General features: G+C 64.5%; 21 protein-coding genes, 1 tRNA gene and 1 other RNA gene. 15 read left to right on the forward strand and 8 right to left on the reverse strand.

Going from position 1 to position 23,766, the window contains the following annotated elements; genetic code table 11:
• The first annotated feature begins 22 nt into the window (after positions 1 to 22).
• Together AB0N72_RS13900 and AB0N72_RS13905 are read left to right on the forward strand one after the other, a co-directional pair.
• Positions 23 to 1,474, forward strand: coding sequence for an MFS transporter (locus tag AB0N72_RS13900; RefSeq protein WP_363930956.1), 1,452 nt, complete (start codon positions 23 to 25; stop codon positions 1,472 to 1,474).
• Between the two features lie 91 nt (positions 1,475 to 1,565).
• Positions 1,566 to 2,486, forward strand: coding sequence for an oxygenase MpaB family protein (locus tag AB0N72_RS13905; protein ID WP_363930957.1), 921 nt, complete (start codon positions 1,566 to 1,568; stop codon positions 2,484 to 2,486).
• 77 nt (positions 2,487 to 2,563) lie between these two features.
• Here the strand turns inward: AB0N72_RS13905 and AB0N72_RS13910 are convergent, their stop codons facing one another.
• On the reverse strand, positions 2,564 to 6,025 hold the full coding sequence (locus AB0N72_RS13910) for a bifunctional proline dehydrogenase/L-glutamate gamma-semialdehyde dehydrogenase (RefSeq protein ID WP_363930958.1): 3,462 nt from the start codon (positions 6,023 to 6,025) through the stop codon (positions 2,564 to 2,566).
• 123 nt (positions 6,026 to 6,148) lie between these two features.
• Here AB0N72_RS13910 and AB0N72_RS13915 point away from each other — a divergent pair, with 123 nt between their 5' ends.
• The gene (locus AB0N72_RS13915; RefSeq protein WP_363930959.1) at positions 6,149 to 7,078 is read left to right on the forward strand and encodes a LysR substrate-binding domain-containing protein; all 930 of its coding nucleotides are present in this window, start codon (positions 6,149 to 6,151) and stop codon (positions 7,076 to 7,078) included.
• 172 nt (positions 7,079 to 7,250) lie between these two features.
• Here the strand turns inward: AB0N72_RS13915 and AB0N72_RS13920 are convergent.
• Positions 7,251 to 7,335, reverse strand: a tRNA-Ser gene (locus tag AB0N72_RS13920).
• A gap of 304 nt (positions 7,336 to 7,639) precedes the next feature.
• On the opposite strand from AB0N72_RS13920, the gene AB0N72_RS13925 reads away from it, so the two are divergent.
• From AB0N72_RS13925 to recR, 4 genes are all read left to right on the forward strand, one after another.
• On the forward strand, positions 7,640 to 7,963 hold the full coding sequence (locus AB0N72_RS13925; RefSeq protein ID WP_363930960.1) for a hypothetical protein: 324 nt from the start codon (positions 7,640 to 7,642) through the stop codon (positions 7,961 to 7,963).
• A 90-nt stretch (positions 7,964 to 8,053) separates the two neighbouring features.
• Positions 8,054 to 8,150, forward strand: an RNA gene (gene ffs / locus AB0N72_RS13930) — signal recognition particle sRNA small type.
• Positions 8,151 to 8,183: 33 nt separating this feature from the next.
• Positions 8,184 to 11,426, forward strand: a complete 3,243-nt coding sequence (locus AB0N72_RS13935; protein ID WP_363930961.1) for a DNA polymerase III subunit gamma and tau — start codon at positions 8,184 to 8,186, stop codon at positions 11,424 to 11,426.
• A gap of 34 nt (positions 11,427 to 11,460) precedes the next feature.
• Positions 11,461 to 12,060: a recombination mediator RecR gene (gene recR / locus AB0N72_RS13940; RefSeq protein ID WP_018778094.1), complete on the forward strand. Its 600-nt coding sequence runs from the start codon at positions 11,461 to 11,463 to the stop codon at positions 12,058 to 12,060.
• Between the two features lie 4 nt (positions 12,061 to 12,064).
• Here recR and AB0N72_RS13945 read toward each other — a convergent pair whose 3' ends face one another.
• A complete protein-coding gene (locus AB0N72_RS13945) occupies positions 12,065 to 13,153 on the reverse strand; it encodes a hypothetical protein (protein WP_363930962.1) in 1,089 nt (362 codons plus the stop codon).
• Between the two features lie 88 nt (positions 13,154 to 13,241).
• Here AB0N72_RS13945 and AB0N72_RS13950 point away from each other — a divergent pair, with 88 nt between their 5' ends.
• Positions 13,242 to 13,766 carry a DUF427 domain-containing protein gene (locus AB0N72_RS13950; protein ID WP_363930963.1) on the forward strand — a complete coding sequence of 175 codons (525 nt, stop codon included), beginning with the start codon at positions 13,242 to 13,244 and terminating at the stop codon, positions 13,764 to 13,766.
• A 162-nt stretch (positions 13,767 to 13,928) separates the two neighbouring features.
• Positions 13,929 to 15,275 (forward strand): aspartate kinase, encoded by a 1,347-nt coding sequence (locus AB0N72_RS13955; protein ID WP_363930964.1) that lies wholly within the window; start codon positions 13,929 to 13,931, stop codon positions 15,273 to 15,275.
• 73 nt (positions 15,276 to 15,348) lie between these two features.
• On the opposite strand, the gene AB0N72_RS13960 is transcribed toward AB0N72_RS13955, so the two are convergent.
• Positions 15,349 to 15,942: a TetR/AcrR family transcriptional regulator gene (locus AB0N72_RS13960; RefSeq protein WP_363930965.1), complete on the reverse strand. Its 594-nt coding sequence runs from the start codon at positions 15,940 to 15,942 to the stop codon at positions 15,349 to 15,351.
• A gap of 110 nt (positions 15,943 to 16,052) precedes the next feature.
• Here AB0N72_RS13960 and AB0N72_RS13965 point away from each other — a divergent pair, with 110 nt between their 5' ends.
• From AB0N72_RS13965 to AB0N72_RS13975, 3 genes are all read left to right on the forward strand, one after another.
• Entirely contained in the window at positions 16,053 to 17,339 is a 1,287-nt protein-coding gene (locus tag AB0N72_RS13965; RefSeq protein ID WP_363930966.1) for an MFS transporter, read from the forward strand.
• A complete protein-coding gene (locus AB0N72_RS13970; RefSeq protein ID WP_363930967.1) occupies positions 17,340 to 19,835 on the forward strand; it encodes a glycoside hydrolase family 3 C-terminal domain-containing protein in 2,496 nt (831 codons plus the stop codon).
• A gap of 153 nt (positions 19,836 to 19,988) precedes the next feature.
• Positions 19,989 to 20,288 (forward strand): DUF4193 domain-containing protein, encoded by a 300-nt coding sequence (locus tag AB0N72_RS13975; protein WP_363930968.1) that lies wholly within the window; start codon positions 19,989 to 19,991, stop codon positions 20,286 to 20,288.
• 100 nt (positions 20,289 to 20,388) lie between these two features.
• Here AB0N72_RS13975 and AB0N72_RS13980 read toward each other — a convergent pair whose 3' ends face one another.
• From AB0N72_RS13980 to AB0N72_RS13995, 4 genes are all read right to left on the reverse strand, one after another.
• Positions 20,389 to 20,580, reverse strand: a complete 192-nt coding sequence (locus tag AB0N72_RS13980) for a hypothetical protein (protein ID WP_363930969.1) — start codon at positions 20,578 to 20,580, stop codon at positions 20,389 to 20,391.
• On the reverse strand, positions 20,577 to 20,936 hold the full coding sequence (locus AB0N72_RS13985) for a LapA family protein (protein WP_363930970.1): 360 nt from the start codon (positions 20,934 to 20,936) through the stop codon (positions 20,577 to 20,579). Before AB0N72_RS13985 ends, AB0N72_RS13980 begins: the two co-directional genes overlap by 4 nt.
• A 109-nt stretch (positions 20,937 to 21,045) precedes the next feature.
• Positions 21,046 to 21,276 (reverse strand): hypothetical protein, encoded by a 231-nt coding sequence (locus AB0N72_RS13990; RefSeq protein WP_363930971.1) that lies wholly within the window; start codon positions 21,274 to 21,276, stop codon positions 21,046 to 21,048.
• 154 nt (positions 21,277 to 21,430) lie between these two features.
• The gene (locus AB0N72_RS13995) at positions 21,431 to 21,655 is read right to left on the reverse strand and encodes a hypothetical protein (protein ID WP_018779981.1); all 225 of its coding nucleotides are present in this window, start codon (positions 21,653 to 21,655) and stop codon (positions 21,431 to 21,433) included.
• A gap of 125 nt (positions 21,656 to 21,780) precedes the next feature.
• Here AB0N72_RS13995 and AB0N72_RS14000 point away from each other — a divergent pair, with 125 nt between their 5' ends.
• The 3 genes from AB0N72_RS14000 to AB0N72_RS14010 are packed head-to-tail and all read left to right on the forward strand — an operon-like array spanning position 21,781 to position 23,747.
• Positions 21,781 to 22,242, forward strand: a complete 462-nt coding sequence (locus tag AB0N72_RS14000) for a MarR family transcriptional regulator (RefSeq protein ID WP_363930972.1) — start codon at positions 21,781 to 21,783, stop codon at positions 22,240 to 22,242.
• A 52-nt stretch (positions 22,243 to 22,294) separates the two neighbouring features.
• On the forward strand, positions 22,295 to 22,822 hold the full coding sequence (locus tag AB0N72_RS14005) for an SSI family serine proteinase inhibitor (RefSeq protein WP_363930973.1): 528 nt from the start codon (positions 22,295 to 22,297) through the stop codon (positions 22,820 to 22,822).
• Positions 22,809 to 23,747, forward strand: coding sequence for a 3-methyladenine DNA glycosylase (locus AB0N72_RS14010; protein WP_363930974.1), 939 nt, complete (start codon positions 22,809 to 22,811; stop codon positions 23,745 to 23,747). The genes AB0N72_RS14005 and AB0N72_RS14010 overlap by 14 nt, the downstream gene beginning before the upstream one ends.
• The last annotated feature ends 19 nt before the right edge of the window (positions 23,748 to 23,766 follow it).

The raw sequence follows: 23,766 nt of genomic DNA on the forward strand, positions 1-23,766 counted from the left end.
ACGTGTCATATAGATTGATCGCATGACCTCACCCACCACCCTCAAAACCTCTGCCGAGCCACTCTTGGCTTCAGCAGCAACAGCCGTCCGCTGGACGCGGGCCCAGTGGCTGCTGCTGATGGTCGTGTGCACCGTCCTTGCCCTCGACGGGCTGGATGTCTCCATGGTTGGCGTTGCCCTGCCCTCCATCGGACATGAACTCAACCTCGGGACCGACTCCCTGCAATGGATCGTCTCCGCCTACGTCCTTGGCTACGGCAGCCTCTTGCTCCTCGGCGGCCGTCTTGCGGACCTGTTGGGCCGCCGTCGAATCTTCCTGATCGCCTTGACGGTCTTCGCCGCGGCGTCCCTCTTGGGCGGCTTGGTGGACGACCCCGCGATCCTGATCGCAACGCGGTTCGTCAAAGGCCTGGCTGCCGCTTTCACAGCGCCCACCGGCTTCTCCATCATCACCACCAACTTCGCCGAGGGCCGCGCCCGGAACAAGGCGCTCTCCATCTTCACCACCTTCGGCGCCAGCGGATTCTCGCTTGGCCTTGTAGTCGGCGGCCTCATGACCAGCCTGAGCTGGCGCTGGACATTCCTGGTCTCGGTGCCCATCGCCGTCGTGGTTGTCCTGCTGGGCATGAAATTCATCCCCAAGGACAAGCCATCGGCGGAAGACAGCGGCCACGATATCTGGGGCGCCGTGACCCTGGCGCTGGGCATGCTCGGCCTGGTCTACACCTTGGTTTCAGCACCTGAGCAGGGCTGGGGATCTGTGGCAACAATCGCCGGATTCGCAGTCTCTGCCGCAGTGCTGACAGCATTCGCCGTCATCGAAAACAAGGTCAAGCACCCGCTGATCCGTTTCGGCATCCTCAAGGAGGGCTGGGTAGCCCGGGCCAACCTCAGCGCAGTCGGGCTCTTCGGCTCCTACCTGAGCTTCCAGTTCATCGTCACCATGTTCCTGCAGTCCGTGCTCGGCTGGACTCCGCTGGGGATGGCGTTGGCCTTGCTGCCTGCCGGGCTGTTGGTGGCCACCAGCGCGCCGTTCGCCGACCGGCTCATTGAGAAATTCGGAGCCACGCAGCTGATCCTCACCGGCCTCACCGCACTGGGCCTTGGGTATGTCCTGTTCCTCCGGGTAGGCACCACACCGAACTACGCGCTGGACATCCTGCCGTCGGTGGTCCTTCTGGGTATCGGTTTTGCCCTGGCTTTCCCGTCCATCAACGTGCAGGCCACGGCCGGAATCAAGGACTCGGAACAGGGCCTGGCTGCAGGGCTGATCCAAACCAGCACACAGGTTGGTGCCGCGCTGGTCCTGGCCGTCACCACAGCGCTGGTCAGCGGCCACGGCCAAGCTGCCGGGACCGTCAGCGCCCAGGCAATGCTGGAACAGTACCGTCCGGGACTCATCCTGAGTGCCGCCGTCGCGATTGCCGCCTTGCTGGTGGCGGCGGTACCTTCCCGACGCCGCACCACCGCGTAGTTTTTGTACAGCTAATGCCCTTATGAGCCGCTCATAAGGGCATTAGCTGTACGAAAACTCCCCCTGTACACGTCCGCCAAAGCGCGGTCTCATGGGATGCATGAGGAATTACCTCACGGAGTACCGCCACGAACTCCAGCGCACGTTCACCGGGACGTCGGGGACGCCGCCTGAGTGGGTGCCGCGCCTTGCGGAGGGGAACGACGCCGGATATCACCTTCCGGGTTCGGCCGTCTGGGCGGTTCACGGCCACGTGGCAACCATCGTGGCCGGGATCAGGGTCCTGTTGATGCAGGCCCTGCACCCCGGGGCACTTGCAGGGGTGTACGAGCACTCCGGCTTCCAAAAGGATCCCCTGGGCCGGCTGGCAAATACCGTCAGGTGGATCTTCACGGTGACCTACGGTTCCACGGAGGCCGCCGAATCAGCCACGGCGGTGGTCCGCCGGATCCATGAGCGCGTCCGCGGGACCTACCTGGACGGCAACGGCGTCCGGCGCGAATACGCGGCCAACGATCCCGTACTCCTCCGCTGGGTTCACGTCACGTACGCCGACTCCTTCATCACCGCAAACCGCATTTGGGGCCGGCCCATCCCCGGCGGAGCCGACGCGTACGTCCGCGAATGGGCCGCAGCCGGCAGGCTTATGGGAGTGACAGATCCTCCGGTCACCGAAGCCCAGGTCCGTGACGAACTGGAGCAATGGTATGCCTCGGGGGTGCTGCGGGCCGATGAACGGCTTGCCGAGACGGTGTGGTTCATCCGGCATCCCCCACTGAGCCCGCTCCTCAAGCCCGGCTACACCGTCCTGTTCGCGGCCGCCGTCGCAAGCCTCGAACCGAAGTACCGGGAACTACTGGGCCTTCGTCGCGCCCGGATAGGCCCGGTCCCCCTGCCTGTGATCACTGCGGCCAGGGTGGTACTGGCAATGGTCCGGTTTGCCTTGGGTTCCCATGGCCCAAGTGAGCAGGCCGCCCGGCGCAGGTTGCAGAGGCTCGGCTACGCGGCCTGATGGGCTGACTGAGCGACAACGACGAAGGCCGGGCAGGTCGGAGCGAATCCGTCCCACCCGGCCTTCCGCGGCCACCCCTAGATCAGGTGGTCCGAGAGGTGGTTCGGGGTGCCGAAGCGGTGCGCCGTGATGGACACAGCCTGCTCGCGGAGGAACGGGAGCATCTCGATCCGGCCGGCCTGGGTCACAGCGCCGTGGTAGACCGCGACGTCAGGACGGCCACCCATTGCCGCGCTCAGCGCGGCGAAGTCGCCACCGATCAGGCGGATGCGGCCGGCGTCGAACTTTGCTGCACGAGCCAGCCACGCGGCGTCGTCCTCGATCCGAACGCTGACGCCCAGGTTCGCGAACACGGTCACCACGGCGTCAGGAAGTACGACGGCGGAGCTCACCGTCAGCTTCGAGCCCGCCACGGCGCCGGCTGCTACAACACGGATCAGCTCAGCGAGCCGCTCGCCTTCGGAAAGGCGGATGGTCACCGGGAGGGAGCGGTAGCGGAAGACGTTGCGCTCGGCGGTCAGGGCCGAGACGTCCTTGGTCGTTCCGAATTCGGATTCCCAGGCTACGGCGTCGCTGAAGAGCGACTGCTGAAGGGTCTGGAGTTCCTCGGCGGTCACATCAGCGGACTTGGCGGCAGCAAGGAGTTGAGCGGCGGCACCCTGGAGGACGGTGCCGCGCTTGGCCTTGGCTTCGGCGGGGAGCCAGCTGCCCAGGCCGATGAGGTAGTTCGGTCCACCAGCCTTGGTTCCGGCGCCGACGGCCGACTTCTTCCAGCCACCGAACGGCTGGCGCTGGACGATCGCACCGGTGATGCCGCGGTTGACGTAGAGGTTTCCGGCCTGGATTTTGTCCAGCCAGATGCCCATTTCTGCGGAGTCCAGGGAGTGCAGGCCGGCGGTGAGGCCGTACTCGATCTCGTTCTGGATGGCGATGGCTTCCTCGAGCGTTTCGGCGGTCATGACACCCAGGACCGGGCCGAAGAACTCAGTCAGGTGGAAGTAGGAGCCACGCTTCACGCCGGAACGGATGCCCGGGGACCACAAGCGGCCGGTCTCGTCGAGACGCTCAGGCTTGATGGCCCAGGTTTCGCCGTCGCCCAGGGTGGTCAGGGCGTTCAGGAGCTTGCCGTTGGCGGGCTCGATGATCGGGCCCATCTGAGTGGTTGCGTCTTCCGGGTAACCGACGGTCAGGGAACGGGCGGCGTCGATGAGCTGGTTGTGGAACCTGGCACTCTTGGCCACCGAGCCCACCAGGATCACCAGGGATGCAGCCGAGCACTTCTGGCCGGCGTGGCCGAAGGCCGAGTACACGACGTCCTTGGCAGCGAGGTCCAGGTCCGCGCTGGGGGTGACGATGATGGCGTTCTTGCCGGAGGTCTCCGCGAGCAGCGGAAGGTCCTGGCGGAAGGAGCGGAACAGCTCAGCGGTCTCGTAGCCACCGGTCAGGATCACACGGTCAACGCTCGGGTGCGAGACCAGCTGGGTGCCGAGGTCACGCTCCTCGAGCTGCACGAGGGCCAGCACTTCGCGCGGCACACCGGCTTCCCACAGGGCGTCCACCATGACCGAACCGGAGCGGCGGGCCTGCTTTGCAGGCTTGATCACGACGGCGGAGCCTGAGGCGAGTGCCGCGAGCGTGGAGCCTGCGGGGATCGCCACCGGGAAGTTCCACGGAGGAGTCACCACGGTGAGGTTGGCTGGTACGAACGTGGCGCCGTCGACCGTTTCCAGGTCCTTGGCGCGCTCGGCGTAGTAGTGCGCGAAGTCGATTGCTTCGCTGACTTCGGGGTCGCCCTGGTCGATGGTCTTGCCGGTTTCGGAAGCCATGACCTCCAAAAGTTCAGCGCGGCGCGACTCAAGAACCTCGCCGGCGCGGTGCAGGATCGCGGCACGCTCGACGGCGGGGCGGGCGCCCCAGGCCTTGCCGGCGTCAACTGCGGTGGCAATGATGCGGTCCAGTTCGGCGGCGTCGGAAACCTTGGTGGATTCCACGATCTTGTTGCCGGCGGTGGAACCGGGGATGCGTTTGAGGATCTCGCGGCCCCAGGCACGGTTGGCCGGAAGGGCAGGATCGGTGTCCGGGGTGTTGCGGAAGCCTTCGGTCGGGGCGGGCCCAGCCGGAAGGCTGCGGTCCTGCTTGCGGTTCGGCCCCGGGACTTCGTCCTTCATGTTGGCCAGGGACTTCAGGAAGCGTTGCTCTTCGCGCTTGAACAAAGCTTCGTTTTCACTCAGTTCGAAGACTGCGGACATGAAGTTTTCCTGGCTGGCGCCCTCTTCGAGGCGGCGGATCAGGTACGCGATGGCGACGTCGAACTCGCCCGGGTGAACCACCGGTGTGTAGAGCAGGAGGCTGCCGACGTCCTTGCGGACAGCAGTTGCCTGGCCGGTTGCCATGCCCAGGAGCATCTCGAACTCGATGCCCTCAGTCACACCTCGCTGCTTGGCCAGCAACCAAGCGAAAGCAACGTCAAACAGGTTGTGTCCGGCAACGCCGATGCGCACCGCGTCAACGTGTTCCGGGGTGAGGGCGTAGTTGATGACGTTCTTGTAGCTGGTGTCGGAGTCCTGCTTCGTCCCCCAGGTAGCCAGCGCCCAGTCATGCAGGGAAGCCTCAACCTGCTCCATGGGAAGGTTGGCGCCCTTGACCACGCGGACCTTGATGGGAGCGCCACCCTGGGCACGGCGTTCGGTAGCCCATTCCTGGAGTTCCTGCATGGCGCCGAGGGCGTCCGGGAGATAGGCCTGGAGGACGATGCCGGCCTCAAGGTTCTTGAACTCGGGCATGTCCAGGATGCGCTTGAAGACCGCGATGGTCATGCTCAGGTCCTTGTACTCCTCCATGTCCAGGTTGATGAACTTGGGCTTGGGGAAGGACGCGGCGAGGCGGTAGAGCGGGGTGAGCTTCTCAACGACGTGATCGACAGCCTCGTCGAAGGCCCACGGGGAGTGCGGCGCCACGGTGGAAGATTCCTTGATCGAAACGTAGTCAACGTCCTCGCGGGCCAGCAGCTTGAGCGTGCCTTCCAGGCGGCGCTGGGCTTCATGCTCGCCCAGGACGGCTTCGCCGAGGAGGTTCACGTTCAGGTGCACACCGTCCTGGCGGATCTTGGCGATGGCCGGACCGAGCTTGGCGTCGGTGGCGTCCACGATCAGGTGGCCCACCATTTCCCGGAGCACGCGGCGGGCGATCGGGATGACAACCTGGGGCAGGATCGGAGCCATCACGCCACCTACCCGCACGGCGCTGCGCATGTACCACGGAAGGAACTTGGGCACCTTGGGGGCGAGCTCGGCGAGCTTGCGGCCGGCGACCGACAGATCCTCAGGGCGGATGACGCCGTCGACGAATCCAACCGTGAAGTCCAGACCGTTCGGGTCCTTCAGGACGCCGGCGAGGCGCTGGGCGGACACATCCACGGGGATCTTGCTGGCTTCGGTCAGCCAGTGGCGGACGAGCGCAACCGCTTCCTGGGCCAGGGCATCAAATTGCCCGGAATCCTGGGTGCGCGGGGTGGTGGCATCCGGGAGGGTGCTGGTCATGGGGGCTCCTTCTGAGGCGGAGAAGTTTGTTTGTTTCCATCAGTATGGATCTACAATCTCATTAGGAAAAGCGATCTTTTCTGACGAATATTGATTACCCATCCCGAACCTTTGGAGGCCGTCTTGCTCGACGTCCGCAGGCTGCGTTTGCTGCACGAATTGAAGATCCGCGGAACCCTCGCCGAAGTAGCGGATGCGATGCAGTACAGCCCCTCCTCCGTGTCCCAGCAACTGACCCTGCTGGAGAAGGAAGCGGGCGTGGAACTGCTCCGCAAGGCGGGCCGCCGGGTGCAACTGACTCCCCAGGCGGAGATCCTGGTTGCCCACACGGCCGCGTTGCTGGAGACGCTGGAACGGGCCGAAACCGAACTCGCCGCTTCGCTGTCCATGGTCACGGGAACAGTGCGCCTGGCCGTCTTCCAGTCCGCCGCCCTGGCGCTCCTGCCTGATTTCCTCAGCATCATGCGCCAGGAGTACCCCGAAGTGCGCGTGGAGATGACCCAACGCGAGCCGGAAACGGCGCTGTATGAAACGTGGGCCCGTGACTTCGACCTGGTGGTGGCCGAGCAATACCCGGGCCACGCTGCGCCGCATCACAGCGGACTGGATCGCGTGATTCTCACCAGCGACGCAATCCGCCTGGCCACTCCCCCCATCGGGCTCGGCGGCGAGGCCGTGACTTCCTTGGCTGACACCGCCTCCATGCCGTGGGTCATGGAACCCCGTGGTGCCGCTTCCAGGCACTGGGCAGAGCAGGCCTGCCGCTCAGCCGGCTTCGAACCGGACGTGCGCTACGAAACCGCCGACCTCCAGGCGCAGATCCGGCTCATTGAGTCCGGAAATGCCGTGGCCCTCATGCCGGACCTTGTCTGGACAGGACGCAGCAGGACGGTGCAGCTTCTGGATCTTCCGGGCCTGCCCAAGCGAACCGTGTTCACGTCCACGCGGACGGCCGGCCGGATCCACCCCGCAACCGCAGCCTGCCGCGAGGTACTGGAGCGGGTGGCCGAAGCCCAGCAGCAGGACGCAGAACAACAGGCGGACGCCGGATAGGGGCCATTGGCGGCACTACGGCGTCCGGCTTTCGACGCGCATATTCCTGCGCGACACAGAGCTGCGCCTACGACACCCGAATTTGGGTGTCGCCAGCCCGCCTCCGTGGCACAAACGAAATTGGGCGTCCCGGGAACGCAAAAGGCCCCGGTCCGAGGACCGGGGCCAAACGCGGAGAATGGGGGATTTGAACCCCCGAGGGCGTTAACCCAACACGCGTTCCAGGCGTGCGCCATAGGCCGCTAGGCGAATTCTCCTTGCTTCCGATTCGAAAGCAGATACTACTGTACCTGAGAATTTCGGCATCGTGTAATCGGGCTGAATCGCCGCTCCCGGGACGCCCGGGGAATACCCCGCTTAACGGAAAAATGGACGCCCCCAACGCGCCCATTCTTGCGGCACAACCGTTGAGCTACCGGGTCCGGCCCCTCGCCCCCAGGCCCCGCAGCTCACAACCTTGAGATTGCCCCAATCGGTGTACATAAACATGGTCCGCTGTGGCCTTTGGTTTGGCAATGGTTGAGACCACTTTGTAGCCGAATTTACTGACAAGATGTCTCCATGACGCAGCTTCATGCCTTGGTGGTTTACGTGCCGGAGACGCACATCGAAGAACTCCTGACGGCTATCGGGGACGCCGGCGCGGGCCGGATCGGCGACTACTCCCACTGCGCCTTCACGTCGCCGGGCACAGGTCGCTTCACTCCCCTGCCGGGAGCCACGCCTTTTATTGGCGGCGTTGGGATCGAGGAGCAGGTGCCCGAAATCCGGGTTGAGTGCGTTGTTGAGGAAGCAGCGCTCGACGGCGTGGTGCTGGCTTTGCGCGCCGCCCACCCCTACGAGGAACCGGCTTTCATGACGTGGCCGGTTGATGGGTGGCGGTGACCCTGCCGCCTGCTGAACCACCCGCCGTCGAGCGTTTTCCACAGCCTCCACGCCGATTCGAACCCCAACCCAAGTTCGGGTAAGCTTATCGACGGCCCCTCATGTGGCGTCATCCTGTTGAACTCCCCCAGGACCGGAAGGTAGCAAGGGTAGATGGGCTCTGGCGGGTGCATGAGGGGTCACTTATTTAAATGTCAGTCTCTATAGGTAGGTTTCACTTGTGACTGTTACAACTGCCCTGTATCGAAGGTATCGCCCGGACTCTTTCGCGGACGTTATCGGGCAGGAACACGTCACGGAGCCGCTGATGACGGCGCTCCGGAAGAACCGCGTGAACCACGCCTACCTCTTCTCCGGCCCCCGCGGCTGCGGCAAGACCACTTCCGCCCGCATCCTGGCGCGCTGCCTGAACTGCGCCGAAGGGCCCACTGACACCCCCTGCGGCAAGTGCCCCAGCTGCATTGAACTTGCACGCGGCGGATCGGGCTCCCTGGACGTCATCGAGATCGACGCCGCCAGCCACGGTGGCGTGGACGACGCCCGCGACCTCCGCGAACGCGCAACGTTTGCCCCTGTCCGGGACCGCTACAAGATCTTCATCATTGACGAGGCCCACATGGTCACGTCGGCCGGCTTTAACGCGCTCCTCAAGATCGTCGAAGAGCCGCCGGAACACATCAAGTTCATCTTTGCCACCACGGAGCCGGACAAGGTCATCGGGACCATCCGTTCCCGTACGCACCACTACCCCTTCCGGCTGGTGCCGCCCGAGCCGCTGATGCAATACCTTGAGCTCCTTTGCCGCCAGGAGAACGTTCCGGTCGCTCCGGGGGTGCTCTCGCTGGTCATCCGCGCAGGTGGAGGCTCCGTTCGCGACACACTCTCCGTATTGGACCAGCTGATGGCTGGCGCCGGAGCCAATGGCTTGGACTACGAGCTCGCTGTGGCGCTGCTCGGGTACACGCATGCCTCCTTGCTGGACGACATCGTTGATGCCGTCGCCGCCGCCGACGCCGCCACGGTTTTCCGCGCGGTTGACCGCGTGATCCAGACCGGACATGATCCCCGACGCTTCGTTGAGGACCTTCTGGAGCGCTTCCGCGACCTCATCATCGTCCAGGCCATGCCCGAGAGCGCCCAGGCGATTCTGCGTGGCATGCCGGAAGACCAAATCGCCAGGATGCGGAACCAGGCCACCAACCTGGGTGCGGCTGAACTTTCCAGGGCGGCGGACGTCACCAACACCGCCCTCACCGAGATGACGGGCGCAACATCGCCCCGACTGCACTTGGAACTGCTCTGCGCACGTATCCTGCTGCCCAGCGCCGAGCAGACTGAGCGCGGTATCGCTGCCCGCATCGACCGCGTCGAACGTCGCCTGAACTACGCGGGCGACGGCGGCGCGGCGGCCGTTGCTGCTGCGGCACCTTCTGCTGGGGCCCCGTCTGCTGTGGCAGCTCCTTCTGCTTCAGCCACTTCTGCCGCTGTCCCTTCTGCCGAGGCGGCGCCGGTTCAGTCCGCACCGGCCGCTGCTCCATCGACGCCAGCGCAGGCCACTCCAACTTCTCCGATTCCTGTCTCAGGAGCGGCCGCCCAGGAACCCTCCACCTCGGACGCTGCACGGGACGGAATCACAGAACCGCGCGTCTCAACGAATGACTGGCCGGTCGAGGATCGTCCGGCCGTCGGCCGCTCACCGCAGGCGGCAGCTCCCCAAGCCGCGACTCCCCAGCCAGCCCCGGCACAGGCGCCGTCCGAACAACCGGCACAGCAAAGCGCCGCCCCGCAGGCCCACGCCCCAGCTGCCGCTCCGGCGTCAGCCGCTGCTCCGGCCCCAGCTGCCGCTCCGGCGCCAGCCGCTGCTGCGGCCCCAGCTCCCGCAGGTGCAGGAGACGTCGAGGCCCTCCGCCGGGCATGGCCGGACGTGCTGCAAACGCTGACCAAGATTAAGCGCAGTACGTGGGCGCTGGTGGAACCCAACGCCCAAGTTGCCCAGTTCGACGGGCAACTGCTCACCCTCGCGTTCACTACGGGCGGCCTCGCTGGTGCTTTTGGACGCGCAGACCACTCCGAGAACCTACGCCAGGCAATCCACAAGACCATCGGCATCGACTGCCAGATCGTCGCAGTGGCTGGCGGCAACAGCTCAGCGAGCTCTGAGCCAAACCCAAAAGCGCCTACTAGCCGGGAAACCCCGGCTGCTTCAACGGTTGCCGCGCCACCAGCGGGCGCACCGGCCGTTGCCACGGAGTCCCCGGCCGCATCGGCGTCGGTACCGGCTCCGGTGTCGTCCGTCGACTCTGCATGGGGCCTCGCTCCAGCCGGCCCCGCCTCGGCGACCGTTCCGTCGGCAACCCCACCAGCGGGCACAGCTGCGTCTCCGATTCCGCCCCGCCCAGTTGACGCGACTCCGGCACAGACGGCGCAGCCCCAGGCGATGCCCACACCGACAGCAACGGCCGTTCCTACGGCAGCGGCGCCCGCACATGCAGCCACCCCCGCTCCGGCTACGGCTACCTCGCCGGCTCCGGCTCCGGCTGCCCCGGCGGCTGCCGTCGCCGAGGCCGTCCCCTCCTCCGCTGGCGAGTACTCCTACCCTGACGACGACTGGGGCCCGCCCCTGGACGAGGATGCGCCTCCGCTGGACGAAGAGCCCCCCGCTGATTGGGAGCCACCCTACGGCCGCCAGGCAGAAATCCGGAGCAACCCACAGGCAGCCCAGGCATCCCCGGCCCCAGCAGCATCTGCTTCAGTATCCGCGCCCACACACGCTGTCCCGGCCTCGGCCGGCACAGCCCCAGGGCACACCCCCTCCGACGACCCATGGTCCCGGGCAGTGGAACAGGCTCCGGGTACGTGGGTGGTCGGCAAGGAATCAAACGTGGGCAAGGTGACCACCGCTCCGGAAGTACCCGCCACACCCGCAACGGATGCACCGGATTACGAACCGGCCGCAGCACAGGTCCCGGAGACAGCAACCGCAGCGTACGGCCACCCAACCAACGCCGAGCAGAACCCGAGCTCCAGCTGGGACGTTGCACCGGCGTCGAGCTGGCCAGCGACGCAAGCCGCCAGCGTCCCTGCCGCAAGCAGCGTCTCTGCCGCAAGCAGCGTCCCGGCAACCGCAGGCAACATCCCCACCTGGCCCTCCTTGGCGACCCAGACCGAGGAGGCGCGCGGTTCCGTGGCCACGCTCCAGGAGGACGCGCCGTCGGGCACTCCGAACGGACGCCAAAGCCTGTACCAGCGGTTGACCAACAGCCCCGAAGCCCAAGCGGGGCGCGTCCAGGCGCCTGTGCGGACGCAGGCAACGCCGGCCGTCGCGCCGGAAGATATTCCAAGCCCTGAGGACGAAACCATCGAGGAATCGAGGGTCTTTGGGCGGGCTGCGGTGGAGCGTATTCTGGGCGGAAAGCTGATCGAAGAGCGCGCCCTGGACGGTTCTCCCCTGCAAACCCGCTGACTTCCGGCATTGATTTCAAACAAACGAGGACATTGTGTACGAAGGTGCAGTTCAGGAGCTGATTGATGAGCTCGGCCGGCTTCCCGGCGTAGGCCCCAAATCAGCGCAGCGCCTGGCGTTCCACATCCTGGAGGCCGACCCCGAGGACATGAAGCGCCTGGTCACGGCCATCACCACAGTCAAGGAGCGTGTGAAGTTCTGCTCCGTCTGCTTCAACGTCACCGAGCAGGAGACGTGCAATATCTGCCGCGATCCGCGCCGGGACCCGTCGGTGATTTGTGTGGTCGAAGAGTCCAAGGATGTGCTGGCCGTTGAGCGCACCCGTTCCTTCCGCGGCCGGTACCACGTGCTGGGCGGGGCCATCAATCCGATCGCCGGGATCGGCCCGGAGCAACTGCGGATCCGTGAACTCCTTACGCGCCTCAACGACGGCGCCATCCAGGAAATCATCATAGCCACGGACCCCAATCTTGAAGGCGAAGCCACGGCCACGTACTTGGCCCGTATGCTCAAGTCCATCGGTATCACAGTGACGCGGCTGGCTTCGGGACTGCCCGTCGGCGGGGATTTGGAGTACGCCGACGAGGTCACTTTGGGCCGCGCCTTCGAAGGCCGGCGGAACGCGCTGCTGTAGTCCTTCAAGCCCCCGCGGCCCAGGGTTTGGTAGCCAATCGACGGGACGCCAGCCAGCGCCCCAGGACGGCAAGCAAAACAGCGATGCCGGCCTGCATCGCAAAACCCATCACGGGCACGGCCATGGCCGGCGGCAACCCATCACTTGCCACACCATTGAGGCAGGGAACCTCCGCGGCGGGCCCGTCGGCGGCGAACTGCAGCCCTGACAGCACCCAAGCGACGTCGCTGTCAGGTTCAACGAATCCCGCGCCGACACTGCCCAGCAACAACGCCGGATTGGAAGCAGCCAGCCACGCAACCCGGTCCGTGTGTGCCACCTCCACCGGGTGGAGATCGCCGACGCACTCGTAGGTAGTGATCCTTCGGGCGTCATCGCGCTGTATGTTCACGGGAACTGAAGCGCCGGCCTCCTCCGACGTGCCAGGCAGCAACAGAACAGTGAGAACCACGTTTCCCACACAGAAGAAAGCCGCCAGCACGGTGGCCAGGGCAACACCGGGACCCTCCAACGCGAAGCAGCCTCGGCAACCCGCCCCAAGGAGCCCGAACAGGGCTACTTCCAGGACCATTACAACGACGGCGGCACCCGCCAACGCGGGAGGCCCACCGCCGCTGATGCCCACCACGAGCAGGACCGGCAACGCCAACACGGCCAGTGCCAGTCCCCGCAGGGCGCCTCCCAGAAGCATTACCAGGAGGCTTTCGTGGACGTGCCGGAAGCCCCAGACAACACCGAGCACGGCAGCCGGGAGTCCCAGGAAGGCCGTCATGACCACGAAAGTGGCCGCCTGCATCTCGTTCCCAATCCACCCATTCCGCAACGCCCAGGCAACCAGCCCGGCGGCCGTGCCCGCGGCAAGGGCCACGCCTGAGCAGCAAGACAACCAAAAAAGCCACGATGAGAACGACGTCCGTGCATCGTGCCAAGCGTGTGCGGCGGCGTTCTTGAAGACCGTGTCACGCACTGGCTGGGAACCAATCCCGGGCGGCTCGGCACGGGGCTGATCATCAACCAGCCCGCCCCCGATGACCTCGTAACCCGGCTCATCCCCGCCGGGACCCTGGCCGGGGCGGTCAGGAACGCGGACCATTGACGCTCGCTGTCCTCATGAGGTGGATGGTACGCCGGGAGGGCCAGCTCCAACATCCATTTCCGGAAGAAGGTGGCACCATGGTCACATGGCCCCTCTCTCCGGTCTCCCCGGATCCAATCGCCCCCGGCCCATAAAGCCCAAGCCCGGCCAGGAATCCGTGTGGGATTACCCACGCCCACCAAGGGTCGAACCCAGTTCGGAAAGGATTGTTGTCCGGCTTGGCGGCCAGGTGATAGTGGATACCACCGACTCCTTGCGTGTTCTGGAGACCAGCCACCCACCCGTGTATTACCTGCCCATTGAGGCCTTCCCGGCAGGCGTGCTGATCCCTGCCAATGGCACCACTTTCTGCGAGTTCAAGGGCAAGGCAAGCTACTTCGACGTCGCTGCCGGCGGCCTCGTTGTTCCGCGTGGAGGCTGGACCTACCCCCATCCGGCCCGGGGCTTCGAAGCTCTCCGGGGGCGGGTAGCGCTCTACCCGGCGCAAATGGATTCGTGCCAGGTCGACGGCGAACAGGTGGCTTTCCAGCAAGGCGGCTTCTACGGCGGATGGATCACGGAGCGCATCGTGGGACCGTTCAAAGGCGGACCTGCCACTTCCGATTGGTGAGACCGCCAGCGTCCAATAACTGCTCCCGGGCCGGTATGTGGTCACAATTCCTGCCCTCGCTGCACCCGGCGATAAACTGGGCAAATAAGCTACGCAGGCGTGCTCCAATTTGGAATTCAGCATGCCGCGTTCGAACCCTATTGATGCAGTGAGGGTGCGCGCATGACTATGCCCACTACCGAAGTGAAGATCGAAGAGCTCTCCGGCGAGGCTGCCATTACCAAGCAGCTGATCGTTCAAAAGTTCGGCGGCTCCTCGGTTGCCGATGCTGATGGCATCAAGCGGGTCGCACAGCGCGTCGTGGATGCGCAGAAGGCCGGCAACGAGGTTGTGGTGGTCGTCTCCGCGATGGGCGACACAACCGATGAGCTCCTGGACCTTGCCGCCCAAGTGACGGACTCCGCACCTGCCCGCGAAATGGACATGCTGTTGTCCGCAGGCGAGCGGATTTCCATGGCACTTCTCGCCATGGCCATCAACAAGTTCGGCGCCTCCGCGCAGTCCTTCACGGGCTCCCAGGCCGGCATGATTACCGACGGCATCCACGGCAAGGCGCGGATTATCGACGTCGACCCCCACCGCATCCGCACTGCCCTGGACAAGGGACACATCGCGATCGTCGCGGGTTTCCAGGGCATGAGCCGCAGCACCAATGAGATCACCACTTTGGGCCGCGGCGGTTCGGATACCACCGCAGTCGCCCTGGCTGCGGCCCTTGAAGCCGATGTCTGCGAGATCTACACGGACGTCGATGGCATCTACACGGCCGATCCCCGCGTGGTGAGTTCGGCCCAGAAGATCGACCGGATCTCCAGCGAGGAAATGCTGGAACTGGCCGCTTCCGGCGCAAAGATCCTGCACCTCCGGTGTGTGGAGTACGCCCGCCGTTTTGGTGTGCCCCTGCACGTCCGTTCTTCATTCAGCCAGAAGGAAGGCACCTGGGTCATCCCGGGTGCCGACGAAAAGTTCACGATTCAAGAGGGAGTTGCCTTGGAGCAGCCAATCATCTCCGGCGTTGCACACGACCGGTCCGAAGCCAAGGTCACCGTTGTAGGCGTCCCGGACATTCCCGGCAAGGCTGCTGCGATCTTCCAGGTGATCGCTGACGCCCACTCGAACATCGACATGATCGTCCAGAACGTGTCCACCCACGGCACGGGACGCACGGACATCTCCTTCACCCTCCCCATCGTGGAAGGCGCCGACGCCCTGGCCGCCCTCCGCGCCGCCGAAGGACAGATCGGCTTCGAGAGCATCGAGTACAACGAGCACGTGGGCAAGCTGTCCCTCATCGGCGCGGGCATGCGTTCGCACCCGGGCGTCTCGGCCACGTTCTTCAAGGCACTCTCCGACGCCGGCATCAACATCGACATGATCTCCACCTCGGAGATCCGCATTTCGGTAGTGACCAGCGCCGACGCCCTGGACGACGCCGTGCGCGCCATCCACAATGCGTTTGAGCTCGACGGCGACGCCGCGGCTACCGTCTACGGCGGCACCGGCCGCTAGGAATCACCCGGGCGACGAGCCCAAGTAAGTCGCAGCTGACGCCGTTCTGAGCCTTTCAGGACGGCGTCAGCTGTTACTCAGCTTGTGCCGGCGCCAGGAGAACCTTCACCAGCTGCGTCAGGCCATCTGCCATGTCCACGGACTTGTCGTAGAGCCACTGCAGCTGAAGTCCGTCAAACGCTGCGATTGTCAGTCGCGCGAGCAAAACGGATTCGACGTCGGTACGGACTTCGCCGGCCTCCTGGCGACGCTTGATGTCTGCGGCGACATCCCGGACCAGTGACTCATAGCGGTCTTTGAAGTAGCCGTGCGAGTCATGCCCGGGGTCATTGGCGGTGGCTGAGGCTACGGCGTAGAGGGTTGTCAGTCCGGGCTCCCGCACATTCCGCTCGGCGGTGGCGGGCATGAGGTCCAGTCCGATGTTTTCAGTGCCGCCAGCAGTAAGGGACCGCCTGTCACGTTCGGCCAGGACGGCGGTCAGAAGCTCCTGCTTGCCTTTGAAGTAGTGGAACAGGGTGGCTTCCTTCACCCCCACGAGCTCGGCCACGCGCTTGAGAGCCGTACCTTCGAAACCCTCCGTCGCGAAGACATCAGTGGCCGTCTGGATGATCTGTTCGCGGCGTTCCGCTCCCTTGGCGTACGGGCCACGGGCCCTCGAAGTAGGCATCCATCCAGTCTATTTCACGGACATATTACAAAAACCTAGTCAGACTAGATTTTTGTCGCTACAGTTTTCCTGAGGCCCAACGGTGGGTCATCCGTTCATCAGGAGGCAATGTGGCCCTCGATCTAAATCAGCAGTCATCGGCAGCCGGCGTCGGGCCTATCGGCGCCCAGTCCGAGGTTCCAGCAACGCCGCGGGCGCCGCGCGCCTATGTCATCGGCATGCCAATCGCGAGCGCAGGGTTGTGGATGGCAGTCCTCGCCCCAGCCTTGGTTGTACTTGCCATCAAAATGTCAGAAATCACTACCCCGGAAACCAGGGCAGGCGCCCTGAGCCTTGTGGCTGGAGTGGGTGCCGCAGTTGCACTCCTCGCCAACCCCCTCTTCGGGCGTCTTAGCGACAGGACCACGTCCCGCTTCGGAATGCGCAAGCCGTGGATCGTGGGTGGTTCCCTTGTTGGCTTGGCGTCACTGTTCTTGCTGGGTTCGGCTACCGAGGTAGGAACCGTCCTCATTGCCTGGGTTGTTGCGCAGCTCGGCTTCAACGCAGCCCTCGCAGCCTTGGTTGCAACACTTCCGGACCAAGCTGCTCCCGCAGAACGGGGACGCCTCTCCGGCCTGATCGGAATGACCCTGCCCGTAGGGTTGGTTGCGGCAGCGTTCTTTGCCCAGATGTTCGATAACGCCCTGCAGATGGCGGTTGTCCCGGGAATCGTGGGCACCGCCTTGGCCATTGCCTTTGCCTTCACCTTCAAAGACCGGGTCCTGACCGACAAGCCGGCCCCGTTGAACCTCAAAGAGATCCTCGGATCGTTCTACTTTGATCCCCGCGTCAACCCTGGCCTCGGATGGGCCTGGCTGACGAAATTCATGGTCTACCTCGGCTACTGCGCAGGCCTGCTCTATCTGCCGTATTTCTTCGCCGACCACCTGCACGTCGCTGAAACCCAAGTGACCTCCCTGGTGTTCCAGGCAACGCTGGTGAGCTCTGCCGGAACCGTAGTCTCCAGCCTCGCCGGAGGATGGATCAGCGACCGGATCGGGAAGCGCAAGGCCATGGTGATCGTCTCAGCCCTGGTCATGATGGCCGGCTTGATCATCATCGCAACCAGTTCCAACACCGGACAGGTCCTTGCAGGCCAGGCAGTACTGGGCCTCGGTCTCGGCGTCTTCAGTGCCGTGGACGTCGCCCTCATCTCCGACCTCCTGCCGGCAAACCAGTCCGAGAACGCCAAAACTTTCGGCGTATTCAACATCGCGCAGGCCCTCCCGCAGTCGTTGGTTCCCGCAGTAGCCTTCCCCGTCATCGCGCTTGGCGGTTACCCGGCCTTGTTCCTCGGAGGTGCCGCCGTCGGAATCATCGGCGCCCTCCTCGTCACACGTATCAAAGGAGTCAAATAGATGAATCCCATCCTCTCTGCAGCCGTTACTGCGCCCGAAGCAGGAACCCCTGACGCGGAAGCACGAATCCGCGAGCTCGCCCTGGGCCTCAGCCTGGAGCAGCAAGTCCAACTCCTGACGGGCGCCGACGTCTGGTCCACGCACGCCATCCCCGGGATCGGCCTGTCCCGCGTGGTCTTGTCGGACGGTCCTGCCGGGGTTCGCGGCGAGGACTTCGATGAGCGCCACGATTCAGTGTCCCTCCCGTCGTCCTCGGCACTTTCCGCTACCTGGAGCGTCGAAACAGCGCACCGCTACGGCCAGGTCCTTGGCCAGGAGGCACGCCGCAAGGGCGTTCACGCAGTGCTTGGCCCCACCATTAACCTGCACCGCTCCCCCTTGGGCGGCAGGCATTTCGAATGCATGAGCGAGGACCCGCGGCTGACGGCAACGATGGCTGCCGGGTACGTCGCCGGTGTGCAATCCATGGGCGTTGGCGCCACCCCCAAGCATTACCTGGCCAACGAGGCTGAAACGGACCGCTTCACTGCGGACTCCGTGGTGGACGAACGCCCGCTGCGCGAGCTCTACCTGGCCGCTTTCGAGGACGCCATCACCGAGGCCCGCGCCTGGTTGGTCATGAGTTCCTACAACTCCATCAATGGCACCACCGCCAGCGAGAACAAACTTTTGGAAACGCCCTTGACCACCGAATGGGGCTTCGACGGGGTTGTGGTGTCCGACTGGACCGGGGTCCGCTCGATCGATGCGGCCAACGCACACCAGGACCTTGAAATGCCTGGTCCAGTGGGCCATTGGGGGCCCAAGCTGCTCGCGGCCGTGAACGATGGGCGGGTCAGCCGGGACGCCATCGTTGAAAAGGTCACCCGCATCCTCCGCCTGGCGGCCCGCGTGGGCTCACTTGAAGGTTTCACGCCTGCAGTCACCCAGCTTCCCGCACCACTGGACGGGGCCGCCGTCGCGCGTGAAGTTGCCGTTCGCGGCGCCGTGCTGGTCCGCAACCAGGGCCTCCTGCCGCTGGACCCGGCCAAACTTACCAGTGTTGCGGTGATCGGCCACAACGCCGAAGAAGCGCGCACGCAGGGCGGCGGCAGCGCCACGGTGATGCCCAAGTACACGGTCTCCCCCTTGGAGGGTCTGCGGAAAGCACTGCCCGACGACGTCAACGTCACCTACGCACGCGGCGCCAAGGTAGCGGAGGGACTCCAACCGTTCCCCCGCACCAGCCTCCACAACCCCGTCTCCGATGTTCCCGGGCTGCGCGTTACCTTCCTGGCCCACGACGGCTCTGAGATTTCCGGTGAAGACCGCCTGGCTTCCCACCTGATTTGGTTCGGCATCGGAATTCCCGACGGCGCCGCCTCCATCCGCATGGAAACGGACTGGACTGCCGAAACAGCAGGCGTCCACCATGTGGGAGTTGGCACGGTGGGCCGGATCCGTTTCGCCCTGGACGGCGCGGAAGTCTTCGACAACGAACTCGAAGACGACACCGAGGTCCTCGGCGCAGCACTGTTCGACCCTCCCAAGACTGTCCACGCAATCGAAACCACTGCCGGTCAGCGCGTCCGGATCGAAGCCGAGTACCAGCTGCCGACGGAGCAGGCTATCCCCTTCACGGCCATCCTGCTGGGCGAGGAAACCGTGGTGGAGGACCCCCAAGCGGAAATTGACGCCGCGGTAAAGGCCGCCCGCTCCTCGGATGTTGCTGTGGTGGTGGTTGGCACCAACGCGGCGATTGAGTCGGAGGGTTTCGACCGCACGAACCTGGACCTGCCCGGTCACCAGAACCAACTGGTGGAGGCTGTCGCTGCGGCAAACCCCCGCACAGTGGTTGTGGTGAACGCAGGTTCCCCGGTGCTTATGCCATGGCTGAACACAGTGGATGCGGTTCTGTTGGGCTGGTTCGGCGGCCAGGAGTTCGGCAACGCCATCGCCGACATCCTGCTTGGCGCTGAAGAACCCGGCGGCCGACTCCCCACCACCTGGCCTGCCGCGCTTGACGATGTCCCGGTGCTGAGCACAACGCCCGTTGACGGCAAGGTGGTCTACTCCGAGGGAATCCACATCGGTTACCGCGCCTGGCTGAAGCAGCAGGCAGCAGGAGGCCCAGCCCCCGCGTTGCCTTTCGGTTTCGGCCTGGGATACACCACGTTCGAGTTTGGAAAGGCGCATGCCCCGCAGGTGGTCACCGCCGGCAACGATGTTGTGGTCCATGTACCGGTGAAGAACACGGGCAAGCGCACGGGACGCGAGGTGGTGCAGGTTTACCTGGAACGGCCTGTCTCCGCCGTAGAGCGCCCGGTCCGCTGGCTCGCCGGCTACGCCGGGACCCATCTTGCCCCCGCCGGAACTGAAAGCGTGGAGGTCCGCCTGCCGGCCAAGGCTTTTGCGCATTACGACGGCGGCTGGCAGTTTGAGCCTGGCAGCTTCCGCCTGTTGGTGGGTCGCCACGCGGCCGACGACTTCCAATACCTGGACATCGAACTCCGGTAATACAGGGGAAAAACAGCGGGGTGGCGGCTCTTAGGGGCCGCCACCCACGTGGTTTTCGCCACAAGCTGCAGAACTGGGGTATGGTATGGAATTTTCATGGCATGCTGTACGTTGCATACCCGGTAACCCCCTAACACGAAGAGGCATTAAAAAGTGGCAGCCGATTACGACGAACTCCGTACCGATGTAAAAGAGAACCAGGAGCAATCCCTCCAGGCTCTTCAATCCGCCAGTGCTCCCACGGCCAAGAGCGTCGTGCTGGAACTGGACGAAACCGATGGCCTTGACGCCAGTGGCCCCGGTGGCGAAATCGTCGCCGAAGAACTGGTCATCCAGGTCATTCCGCAGGCAAACGACGAGTTCACTTGCAACTCCTGTTTCCTGGTCCGCCACCGCTCGCAGATTGCCCGCGAAAAAGATGGCGTCGCCTACTGCACTGACTGCGAAGGCTAAGACGACCCACCACCCCGGCGGACTGAACGTCGTCAGGGAGTGCCGCCGTCGGGATTAAATTGCGGAAGGACCGGAGCATCGCGCTCCGGTCCTTCCGCAGTTAACCGTCTTTGCCGGCGTCGGGCTCCGCGAGGCGCTTCTCGTCAGTCTGCTCGGGCGCAACTACTGGCGACAACGCATCTGCGAGGTCGCCCAAGCCGGCATTGCCGCCCTGTTCCGGTTCGACCTGCTCCGGTTTGGCCTGTTCTTCCGGCCCGGGCTGTTTGCCGCCGTTATCCGGGTCCTGGCTCATGGTCCTGTTCCTGGTTCTCCCAGTGCTTTCCGGCGCCGATGGTCGGTGATCCGCAGTTGAAGTATCCGCGCACCGCCCGCGAGGGCCACAAGGACTCCGCCCCCGACTGCCGCGATGAACAACGTGGTGCCAAGGGCGAGCGTTCCTTCAAAGCCGAAGAAGCGGACCGTAATCATGTCCTGGTTCTGGACGAAGAAGACAATCAGCATCACCAGGACCACCAGGCCTACGGCAACGGCAACCCACAAAGCTGCCGTGCGCGTTGGCCGGGAACTCCCCGGAGCGGTACGCGGCTGCGTATAACCGCTGGGCCCATTGCCCCCGCGGGTCATTGCAGCATCATCCTGAGCACTCATCGTCAGTCCCCTCGTTCCCCAGCAATATCCGCGTCCATGACAATATAATAAGCATGCTGATTAGTTGCTCAACAGTGGCACGGCGGTGGATTCGGGGTCAAGGGTGTGGTCAGACTGAATAATCCGTACTGGTCGGCCCCGGGTCATTGTTCCTGACGGCGTAGTGATGGCCTTCTGAATCAGTCTCGATGTCGAAGTTCTTCAAGTCGGCCTCGGAGGCTGTTTCAAAATCGTCGTGCTTGTGCACTATAGGAGCGTCCGTGTCGCCGTGGGTTGCGGGCCCAAAGACGTACTGGAGCCGCTCGGTCACGTGCTGGAAGCCTTCCAACTTGCGTCCCATGCTCTTCCACCCCCTTTCTTGCGGGAGAGAAAAAACGGCAGGGCAGGCGCGCCGTCCGTGACCCAATTTTACGCCCGAAATCTTTCGCCGAGATGGCATTTGATGACAATGTTTCCGGCAAACACTGTCATCAAATGCCATCTCGCGCGGGGGGTTAGCGCAGGGACTTGTCGTCGGGGTTGCGGGGAACCACGTAAGTGCTGCCGTCCGGACGGCGGAGGGTCTCCCACTGCTGGGTCTCGGCCTGGCGCTGGGCGAGCAGCTTCCGATTGGCTTCAGTCATCTCGTGATCGAGGGAGCTACTGTGCGCCGGACCAAAAATGACGCGGAACTTCCCGGTTGCGCGCATGAATTTCCGGGTGAAGGATTCCTTTGCCACGCTGATCGACTCCTCAGTATTCGACGGTTCAATACGTTCATAGTACGCTAATCATTAGTACACTAACTAATCGGTGCAGATACGACGCAGTGTAGCCTCGTCAGTGCAGCAAGCAGGAGGAAGCCATGACGACCGTCAGCGATACCACCCAGGAAACCGATGACCTCCTGTTGGAACGCCAACTGTGCTTTGCCCTGACCGTGGCCTCGCGCAGCGTTGTAGGGGTCTACAAGCCCGTCCTCGAAAAACTGGGGCTGACCCACCCCCAGTACTTGGTGATGCTGGCCCTATGGGAACGTAGCCCCCGGACCTTGAAGGACATCAGCGACAGCCTCCTCCACGATCCCGCCACCCTCTCCCCGCTGCTGAAACGCCTCGAAGAAGCGCAGCTCATCACCCGCGAGCGCGTGCCAGGCAATGAACGCGCCCTGGCCATCACGCTGACGGACAAGGGAGCGGCACTCCGCGCGCAGGCAACGGCAGTGCCCGGCGCAATCCGCGATCGCCTGCAGCTCAGCCGCGAGGAAGTAGCCGAACTCCACCAGGCCATGACGGGTTTGATCGCAGCCACCCAGCGCACCGCCTGAAGCAGCGCGCCGCCGAAGAGCCACGTAAAATGGAGGCAACCTAGGAGATCCGATGCGCCTGCGACTTGCCCGTCCCGTATTTGCAGTACTTGCTGTCGCCGCTCTCGCCGCATGCTCCGGCACCACCGCCCCCGGTTCCACAGGCAGCAATACCCAGGCCCCGCCGTCGGCTTCCTCAAGCAGCAGCCCGTCCAGCACCAGCGTGACTCCCAGCAGCAGCCCGACGGCGGCTGCAGGTCGGGGCGATGCCCAACTGTCCATCACCCTCCTGGAGACGCCGGAGGCCGCACCCAAGACCTTCACGCTGGTGTGCACGGGCGGCACGGCCGCGGCGGAGAGCAAGCACCCGTCGGCCTCCGAAGCCTGCGCCGCGATCAAGAACAACCCCACCATGCTCACTCCTGCTCCCCCCAAGGCCGACCGGGCCTGCACCATGCAGTACGGCGGTCCGGCAACTGCCACGGTGACCGGATCCGTGGACGGCAAGGAAGTCAGCGCTGCCTTCAACCGCACTGATGGCTGCCAGATCGGCAAATGGGACGTTGCAAAGACCGTCCTCGGATCCGATGGCGGTTTCTAGGCTGCAGCACCTCCCCCAAGAGCAATGGCTTGGGTTGGAGGCTGCCCATCAGGCCCGGGTCGCGCAGTACTCCGACCCATACCTTGCCCGGCGTTCGGCCGGCAAAAAGCATCCCGTGGAGGACTTCCTCTTCACCTACTACACCCAGAAACCCGGCCAGCTGACGCGTTGGCACCCCGGCGACGCTGCGGTCCTCAGCGGTGAACGTGCAGTGGAGCGCAGCACATGGAAGTTCTACAGGACCCTCGACGACGGCGAACTCGCCTCGCTCGGGTTGCCTGCGGACACGCCGGCGGTCACCTTTGACCGGGCCGGCTTCCTGGCCGACCGCAGCGAAGCGGTACGGTTTGCCGGGATCATCCTCTCCGGCACCGCGAAGCGCCCGGCGCAATTCGGCTGCTTCGGCCTGCACGAGTGGGCCATGGTGTACCGGCAGGAGAAGTTTGAGCTGCGCCACGAGTACCTGAAGCTGAGGCTCGGCGGCCAGGGCACAGACACCGTGGTGGAGGAGAACCGCATCCGCTGCTCCCACTTCGACGCCTTCCGCTTCTATACCCCTGACGCCGCGCCCCTCAACGAGCTCACTCCTACCCGTGAAAACCAGCGAACCATGGAGCAGCCGGGGTGCCTGCATGCCAACATGGACCTCTACAAGTGGGCTTACAAGCTGACACCGGCCCTTCCCAGTGAACTGGTGATGGACTGCTTTGAGTTGTCCTGGCGGATCCGCGCCATGGACATGCGGGCTTCACCGTACGATCTTGAAGAATGGGGCTACCCGCCCATCAGGATTGAGACACCGCAGGGCAAGGCCGAGTACGTTGAATACCAGCGGGCTTTCGCAGCCGAATCCCAGGAGCTGCGTGCCCGCGTGCTCCAGGCAGTACGCCCGCTCTTGGACGAGTTGAGCGGCTCGGCCGCCTGAGCACCCGACGCCATCAGCG

The organism is Paenarthrobacter sp. NPDC089307 (genome assembly GCF_040685055.1).
Taxonomy (GTDB): domain Bacteria; phylum Actinomycetota; class Actinomycetes; order Actinomycetales; family Micrococcaceae; genus Arthrobacter.